The sequence below is a fragment of the Pirellulales bacterium genome (genome assembly GCA_035546535.1).
Taxonomy (GTDB): domain Bacteria; phylum Planctomycetota; class Planctomycetia; order Pirellulales; family JACPPG01; genus JACPPG01.
On record DASZWQ010000130.1, the window covers coordinates 1 to 8,702 of the forward strand.

Annotated in this window: 6 protein-coding genes; 3 read left to right on the top strand and 3 right to left on the bottom strand. The window is 63.9% G+C overall.

All coding sequences use genetic code 11. From position 1 onward, the window contains the following. From VHD36_15855 to VHD36_15865, 3 genes are all read right to left on the bottom strand, one after another. Positions 1–1,529 (bottom strand): ThuA domain-containing protein (locus VHD36_15855; GenBank protein ID HVU88797.1); only part of this gene is annotated, 1,529 nt, incomplete at its 3' end. Next, complete coding sequence (locus VHD36_15860) at positions 1,526–2,302, bottom strand: NIPSNAP family protein (GenBank protein HVU88798.1); 777 nt, start codon at positions 2,300–2,302, stop codon at positions 1,526–1,528. The genes VHD36_15855 and VHD36_15860, both read right to left, overlap by 4 nt. A gap of 252 nt (positions 2,303–2,554) precedes the next feature. Further along, a complete protein-coding gene (locus VHD36_15865) occupies positions 2,555–3,298 on the bottom strand; it encodes a hypothetical protein (protein HVU88799.1) in 744 nt (247 codons plus the stop codon). Positions 3,299–3,745: 447 nt separating this feature from the next. On the opposite strand from VHD36_15865, the gene VHD36_15870 reads away from it, so the two are divergent. The 3 genes from VHD36_15870 to VHD36_15880 all read left to right on the top strand — a co-directional run bounded on the left by VHD36_15870 (position 3,746) and on the right by VHD36_15880 (position 8,603). Then, positions 3,746–4,858 (top strand): hypothetical protein, encoded by a 1,113-nt coding sequence (locus tag VHD36_15870; protein HVU88800.1) that lies wholly within the window; start codon positions 3,746–3,748, stop codon positions 4,856–4,858. A 227-nt stretch (positions 4,859–5,085) separates the two neighbouring features. Then, entirely contained in the window at positions 5,086–6,657 is a 1,572-nt protein-coding gene (gltX, locus tag VHD36_15875; protein HVU88801.1) for a glutamate--tRNA ligase, read from the top strand. A 194-nt stretch (positions 6,658–6,851) separates the two neighbouring features. Then, a complete protein-coding gene (locus VHD36_15880; protein ID HVU88802.1) occupies positions 6,852–8,603 on the top strand; it encodes a glutamine--tRNA ligase/YqeY domain fusion protein in 1,752 nt (583 codons plus the stop codon). Positions 8,604–8,702 lie beyond the last annotated feature (99 nt).

An 8,702-nucleotide genomic window follows, 5' to 3' on the forward strand; every position in this document is an offset into this window, starting at 1 on the left:
AGGTGGCAGAGCCGGCCTTTGCCCGGCTCGTACACCCAGCCGGCGGCGGCGGTTTCGCCATTGTCCGACCGGTTGCGCAAGAGCAGATGCACGCGTTTGTCATCGTACGGCGGCGTGTGCTGTTCGTCGGCTACGGAAAAATCCTCGACACCGCGCGTCACCGGGTGGTCGCGATCGACGACCTCGACGCGAAAACGCTCGAGCGGCCCATGCCCGATGTAGCGACCGCCGACGAGTCGCAGGTACGGACCATCTTCGGGGTACAGTCCCATCGAGTTGTGCAAGTTAAGAAATCCGCCGCCGCGGTGAACGAAATCGACCACGGCTTGCTCCTGCTCCTTGGTCATCCACACATAGTCGGGTTGATCAGGCGCCTGGGGGCGCATCAGCCCGTCGCGCAAGATCACGAGCAATTGCACGTGTGCGAGATTTTCGGCCGAGAGTGCGTTTACGTCGACGGCGAAGTGCGGCACCACGTGCGTGGCCGCGAAAATCGGCCGCAGACCGGCCTCGATGTGCCCCGGCTCGTGCGGCTGATCCCCGATCAGCACCAGGGCATGCGGTCGTTCGTCGTTCGGCTGCGGCGGCTTGCCGTTGAAGGGCGCATAGGGAACCGTGAGCTCGTCGTAAACGTGCTCGACGTCTTCGGCGACCGGTGTGTCGTAGGGCATCCACACCAGATAATCAGGCACCAGGCGCACGACCCGCTGCAGATCGGCGCGCGGCTGCCCTTGCGCGATGAAGTAGCCTACCTGTCGGCGGAGCTCGTTGAGAAATCGCTGCTGCCGATCGATCAACTCGGCGCCGTCCCACGAGCCGAAGCCGGGCACAACGCGCGCGGCTTTCATCGCCGCCACTTCTTCGAGCGCCTCACGCCATGCGTTGGTATCTCGTCCCGGCAGCGGCACGCGCGGCCCGTGATACACCAGCGGCCCGGCAAAGAGAACCTTGCTGGCCGGCAGGAACACCGCCGCCGCGCCCGCCGTGGCGGTGTCGTCGCGCGGCAGGAATTCGATCTTTGACCCGCCGAGCGTTTGCCGCCTGGCGACAATCTCGAACCCGGGCTTCGGCGCCGTCGCTTCCGTATCTTCAGAGGACGATGCTGCAAACAGGAACTTATAAGTGCCCGGCGAAAGATACACGCGTTTGACGCCGTGCTCGCGCAGTTCCCCGACCAGCTTCGCATCGTCCGACATCGCATGCGTCAACAAGAGCACGGCCGGCGCGTGGCCGGAGACTTTCTTGACATCCGCCAGGTATTGCTGCACGGGAATGCCACGCGGCAGATCGACGAGCCACGTTTCGTCTTCGGCGACGAAAAAGCCGCAATTGGCCGAGTGAAACCGGTCGGCAAAGCCAATGACATGCACGCCCGGCGCGTTTTCTTCATGATGCGGCCACGGCGCCGCCATCGACGCACGGCTGCAAAATGTCGACAGGCCGGCGATTGCCAGCGCGAGCAACGCATGTCGTCCTGGTACGACCGGCGCACCTAAAAAACGCTTTGGCGACGGCAGCGAGTAACTCATGGTCGCGCGCCTGTCGTCGGGTGGGCGAACGGGGCCGGCAACAGCACGCGGGTCGAAACCTCTTCGGCAAACTCGTTGATCTTGTCGCCATAGGCCTTGGCATCGGCCGTGCCTGCGAACTTCGCGATCAATTCTTCGCGCTCGCGCAGGCTGTCGAAGCGGAACAAATAGCAGACCTCGCGCAAGCGACCGACGTTTGCCAGCCACGGGCCGGCCGGGCGAAAGCCGTTTCGTTCGAGCAAGGCCAGCCCGTCGGTCCGCATGTATTGCAAATACGCCTCGCGGCGCGACAAAGGAATGCGGTGCAACTCGTGGATCATGACCTTGCTCGGCTCAGGTAGCGCCGGCCGTCGCGCAAAGTCCGTCATGTACAGAAATCGGTTCTCTTCTCCGGCGAGCAACGGATCGCGCTCGCTGACGAACGCGGCAAAGCGCGGATCGCCGCCCAGCTTTTGCGCGGCGGCCTCGAAAGCGGCCATGTCGTCGTATTCCCAAATCGTGACCTGCTCGTACAAGTCGCCGATCAAGGTGGTCCACCAGCCGACCATGCGGCCGCCGGCCCCACGAAACAGCGGCAAGCCCTTGCTTTCGATCAGCCCTGCGTACTCTTTTCCTTTGTCGGGCCGTACGCGAATGCGCCACTCGCCGTAAACGCGTCCCGCGCCTTTTGCCTTGGCCTTCTCGGGTGCCGCTGCTGGCTCGACGGCCCGCAGGGAATGGCAAATCGCGGCGATGCCGACGACGGTTGCCAGAACAATAATGAGGCGTGACATCGTGTGACCCAAAAAGCGGATGCCAGTCGATCAACGGCGACGTTGGCGACGCGAACCGCAGCGTTTTCGCCGGAGGGCACTGGCGTCGCGCGCCAAGTATGCCACCGCCCGCCAGGTGATGCAAACACGGAGGTGCGTTCCCTTGGCGTGTCGGGCTTGTGCGGCGCGCGAGAGTCGAGGCGAGATCAGCGCTGCCGTTGTGTCACGGCAAATACTCGGGCGCCATGTTTTTCACGGCAGGCCACGCATCTCTTATCCCCGGCTGGCCACGTCCTGCGCCGGTGGCCAGCTCAAAAGCGCCTCGCGCCAGTCGGTCGCGCCGGGCAAGTGCAGTAGGAAGCTGGTCGGGGCGGCGCTCGCCTCCTCGGCGCTTGCTTCACGCCGCGAAAACCAGCGCCGCAGCCATTGCCGCAGCCGCGCCGGCCAATCGTCGTCGATCACGACAGAGCGTTGGCTGGTTTGAAAGGTGTCGATAAATCGGCCCGCCTGGTTCGCAAAGCGCGACGGCACCGGCGACCGGCAAGCGACCAGGAACAGGCTGTTCGGGAAATCGGGGTCTCCCTGCCAGCCGAGAATCGCCGCGTCCAGTTCGGCCACGAGCTTTTCCAATCCCACCGGCGTGAGCACGCGCGATAGTCCCTCGCGCGGGCGGGCATTGCCGATGTTCGCGGTCACAAGCGCCATTCCGCCCGGTGCCAACAGCGGTAGCGCCAAACGCAATAGCGCTGCTGTCTCTTCGAAGCGGTGCAACAAGTCGAGGCACAAGAGCGTGCGCAGCGATTCGTTCTCGACGGGCAGATCGCCCAGGTCGAGCTCGTCGTCGTCGCGGCGTCCGGACGGCACGCGACAATCGAGCACCAACTGGCCCGCGAAATGCCGGCGCATCCAGGGAGCTACGTCGCGGCCGTTGCTGTCGTCGGCGATCAGGGCCACGGGACCCGCTAGTTCCAGAGTCGCCCGAGCCGCGTCGAGCAATTGTTGTACGAAAGCGCGCATCAAGCCTCCCTGCCAGGTGTCGGCCGGAAGTTAACCGGAGCCACGTGCGGCGGTCAATGCGAAAGCTGGCCAGTGCCAGCAACGCCGCGGTAGCACGGCCGGAAACAACGCCCTTTCCTTCAACGCGCGCGCGACGGGCGGATGCTAGCGGCCGAGTGCTGGCACGAAACAGCCTCGGAAGTTCCGCGGCGGTGGCAGACCTGTGAACCCGCGCCGGCCTACGCTCGGCAAAGTGGAGAGTGGCCCGCCGGCGCGCCGAAGTTCATTGCAGGGCTGTCGCCGCATGACGGCTGCTACCACCTCTGGTTATCGCTTCCTGCTGTCCCGGTCGATTGCAAGCCCCGAAGGCCTCAAGCGCCCTGCCTGCCCGATTCTTTCGTTCCAAGACGCGCATCCGTGTTTCGGTCCCCCCCCACTCGACTTGCGACGCCTGCCGGCGAATTTCCCATGGTGCAGTTTTTTCGTTCTCGACAAGGCGACGATCGTCGCCGCCGCGTAATACCCGACGAGGCCGGCGCCCCTGCGGCGCCGTCGAACGGCGCGCGCACAACCGCCGCGGCGCGCAACGCGTCGCGCCGCTATCCGGCGGAAGCACACCGCGATCATCAGCCGCGGTTGATCGATTTGATTCCGCACAGCCTTGCGAAGATGTTCTTGTTGTTCTTCGTCGGTGCCCTGGCGATTGCCGGCATCGAGGCCGTGTACGCCGCGCGCGTATTGGAATTCAGCGAAGGGCATTTGCCCGCTTTCGACCTGCGCGCCGAGGGAAGCCTGAACAACTGGTTCACATCGCTGGCGCTGGACCTGTCGTGCGTCGTCGCGCTCGTGATTTATTCGCTGCGCCGGCATCGGCTGGACGACTATCACGGCCGCTATCGCGTGTGGCTGTGGGCCGCGGCCGCGTGGCTGTGGCTGTCGATCGACGAAGCGGCCTGCCTGCACCAGAGCATTCAGGCGCTGTTGCGCGAGTTCGCGCGGCAATCCGTTCGCGAAGCCGAGCTGACCACCATTGGCGGTTACGTTTTGCTGGTGGGCGGAGTCGCGCTGCGGCTGGCCTTCGAGATGCGGCAATGTCGTTCATCGATCGCGGCGTTCGCGCTTGCCGGAATCACCTACACCGCGGCCGTCGTCGCGCACTTCGGCTGGCTGCCGGCCCAAGCCGCCGAGTTCTCTTTGCTCGTCGAAGAAGGATGCGAGATGGCAGGCAGCCTGTTCTTGCTCCTGTCGATGTGCCTGTACGCTCGCTTCGTCGTGCTCGACGCCAAGGGGCTGATAACCATCCAACCCGAGAAGGCCGCCGAACCGGCCGCGAAAGCGGCGCGTGGGCTGTTCGGCCGCAAGACGAAGATCGACGCGGCCCACACGTCGGTCCGCCCCGCCGCCAAACGCAGCGACCTCGACAGCGTCGTGGTGCGTGACAGCGACGAGGATGAGGAAGACGAAGACACCGATGACGACGACGACGGCGAAGATAGCCATGCCGGGCATAAACTCTCCAAGTCCGAGCGTAAAGCACTGCGCCGCCAACAGGAACGCCAGCGCAAGCAACGCCTGGGCTAACGAGCTGTCGCCGGGTCTGTCTTCCGGTCGATTGAGCCAGTAGGGTGCCCTGTGGCACCATGACCCGAGAAGGCCGTTCCTGGTGCGCGCAGCGCACCCTACGGTCTCTTTGCCGTCGGCCGGCACCCCTTGGAGAGATGCTTGCCGGCCGGTCTAATCGGTGCTAAATCGCGGCTGTATTCTCGCGCCGCGGCCTCCACAGGACGCCTCGATAGGATGAACCGATCGTGACCGTACGCACTCGTTTTGCTCCCAGCCCGACCGGTTATCTGCACATCGGCGGCGTGCGCACGGCGCTTTTCAATTGGCTGTTCACGCGTCGGCACGGCGGCCAGTTCCTGCTGCGCATCGACGACACCGATCAGCAACGCAACGTCGAGGCGGCGCTGGCGCCGATTTTGCACGGCTTTCGCTGGCTGGGCATCGATTGGGACGAGGGACCCGACATCGGCGGTCCGCACGCTCCCTACTATCAGTCGCAGCGGCTGGCGAATTATCAGGCCGCCGCCGATCGTTTGCTCGCCTCGGGCCATGCCTATCACGACTACGCGCGCCCGGAAGAGATCGCCGCCGAGCGCGAAGCGGCCGAGCGCGAGAAGCGCCCGTTTCTCTACAGCCGGCGGTGGATGGCCGAGACGGCCGGCGACCGCATGCGCTTCGAGAACGAGGGGCGTTCGGCCGTGGTGCGCCTGAAGATGCCGCGCGAAGGGAAGCTCGTCATCGACGACAAGATTCGCGGCCAGGTCGAATTCGAATGGGCCCGCGAGCAGGACCACGTCATCCAGCGTACCGACGGCACGTGCCTGTATCACCTGGCGAGCGTCGTGGACGATCACGATTTCGAGATCACGCACGTCATCCGCGCCGAAGAGCACCTGTCGAACACGCCGCGGCAGATTTTCATTCTCGAATCGCTCGGCTATCCGCGCCCCGTTTACGCGCATCTGCCGTACGTGGCCGAGCCGGGCAGCAAGACCAAGCTCAGCAAGCGCAAGCTCGACAAGTATTTGAAGAACCGCGACTTCGCCCAGATCTATGAGCACGGTCAGGCGATCGCCGCGGCGCTGGGCCTGGCGCCGTCGGCCGATACGTTCAACCCCGTGATCGTCGATTTCTACGAGCAGGTCGGTTACCTGCCTGATGCGATCATCAATTACCTGGTGCTGTTGGGCTGGTCGCTGGACGAGCGGACCGAGTTCTTCACGCGCAAAGAAATGATCGACAACTTTTCGCTCGAGCGAGTCAACAAGGCGCCGGCCAGCTTCGATCCCAAAAAGCTGTGGGCTTTCCAAGACCATTACATGCAGGAGCTGCCGGTCGAGCAAAAAGCGGCCATGATGCTGCCGTACCTGGAAAAGGCAGGCATCGTCACGGCGCCCGCCCCGGCCGCCGTGCAGGAGCGCTTGCGGCAAGTGATCGCGGCGGCGGGGGATCGTTTGAAAGTGGCCGGCGACATCGTCGATTTCGCGGCCTTCTTCCTACCGGACGACCAACTGTCCTACGATGAAGCGGCCTTCGAAAAGCAGCTGCGCGACGACGAGACGGCGGCCCGGCTCGCACGATTCCGCGAACGCCTGGCCGGGGCCGAATCGTTCGACGCCGCGGCCGTGGAGCAAACCTTGCAGAAATTTCTGGCCGACGAGCAAATCGCGGCCGGCAAGATCATCCACGCCATCCGCGTGGCGGCGACCGGCAAAACCGTGGGCTTTGGGCTCTTCGAAACCCTGGCCACCCTCGGCCGCGAGAGCTCGCTCGCCCGCATCGATCGGGCTTTGGCGCGACGCGCCGATGAGAATTAGCCACAGAGTCCACAGAGGGCACCGAGAATAGAATTCGTGAAAGCCTGGGACTTCGCATCACTGAGGCTCCTACAGTTTTCCTAGAACTCTTTCGCTCTCTCTGTGTGCTCTGTGCCCTCGGTGGCAAATCCTCGTTCCTGAGCCGAGCGACAATTCCCCTGTCGCTCGGCAGCGCATTTTTGGATAATCGTGGCATGCACGACAAAAAAGAAAGCATCGACAAGCGGTCCGCGTCCGATAATGCGGGCGGCGCGAGCGGCGAGCCCGAGCGCCGGTTGAATTTCGTCGAAGAGATCGTCGAAGAGGATCTGCGCACCGGCAAGTACAACGGCCGCGTGCACACGCGCTTCCCGCCCGAGCCCAACGGCTACCTGCACATCGGGCATGCCAAGAGCATCTGCCTGAACTTCGGTCTGGCCCTGCGCTACGGCGGCAAGTGCAATCTGCGCTTCGACGACACCAATCCCAGCAAAGAGGACGTCGAATACGTCGACTCGATCAAGGACAGCGTGCGCTGGCTGGGCTTCGATTGGGAAGACCGGATGTTCTACGCCTCGGATTATTTCGGCCAGCTCTACGATTGGGCCGAGCAATTGATCCAGGCCGGCAAGGCGTATGTCTGCGATTTGAACGGCGACGAAATGCGCGAGTACCGCGGCACGCTCACCTCGCCCGGCAAGAACAGCCCCTACCGCGAGCGGCCGGCGGCCGAGAATCTCGACCTCTTCCGCCGCATGCGCGCGGGCGAATTCCCCGACGGATCGCGGACCCTGCGGGCCAAGATCGACATGGCCTCGCCGAACCTCAACATGCGCGACCCGGTGCTATACCGCATCCTGCACGCCACCCACCACCGGACGGGCGATGCGTGGTGCATTTACCCCATGTACGATTTCACGCACGGGCAGTCCGATTCGATCGAAGGAATCACGCATTCGATCTGCACGCTCGAGTTCGAGAATCACCGCCCGCTGTACGACTGGTTTCTCGAGGCGCTGTCGATCTATCGTCCGCAGCAGATCGAGTTCGCGCGGCTGAATTTGACGTACACGCTGATGAGCAAGCGCAAGCTGCTGGAGCTGGTCGAGGAAGAGCGCGTCAGCGGCTGGGAGGATCCGCGCATGCCCACGCTCGTGGGCCTGCGCCGCCGCGGTTACACGCCCGAGGCGATCCGCAGCTTTTGCGAGCGGATCGGCGTGGCCAAGTTCAACAGCGTCATCGACGTGCAGGTGCTGGAAAACGCCATTCGCGAAGACCTCAATCGCCGCGCGCCGCGCGTGATGGCCGTGCTGCGGCCTTTGAAGGTGGTGATCGACAACTACCCGGTTGACCAGGTCGACGAGCTGGACGCCATCAACAACCCCGAGGACCCATCGGCCGGCACGCGCAAAGTCCCCTTCACGCGCGAGATTTACATCGAGCGCGATGATTTCCGCGAGGATCCGCCGAAAGAATTCTTCCGCCTCGCCCCCGGCCGCGAAGTGCGGCTCCGCTACGCGTACCTGGTCACGTGTACGAGCGTCGTGAAGGACGCCTCGGGCGAAATCGTTGCATTGCACTGCACGTACGATCCGGCCACGCGCGGCGGCAACACGCCCGACGGCCGGAAGGTGAAGGGGACCATTCACTGGGTCTCGGCGACGCGCTCGCTGCTGGCCGAAGTACGCGTCTACGACCATTTGTTCACGCAGCCCGACCCGACCGACGTCCCCAAGGGGGGTGACTATCGAGACAGCCTCAATCCCAAGTCGCTGGAAGTGCTGACCGAAGCGCGGGTCGAACCTTCGCTGGCCGGAGCGGCGGCCGAAAGCCGCTTCCAATTCGAGCGGAACGGCTACTTCTGTGTTGACATGATCGATTCGCGCCCCGACAAGCTGGTCTTCAATCGCACCGTGTCGCTTAAGGACAGTTGGGCGAAAATCGAAAAAGGGCAGAAGAAGAAATAGCGGGCCATCGCGACGTGATGTCTTGTGCCATGCTTGTTCACCGTTGGTGAATAAGCATGCGATCATCGGCTATCTGCGCCGCCAGACATGCTTATCCTC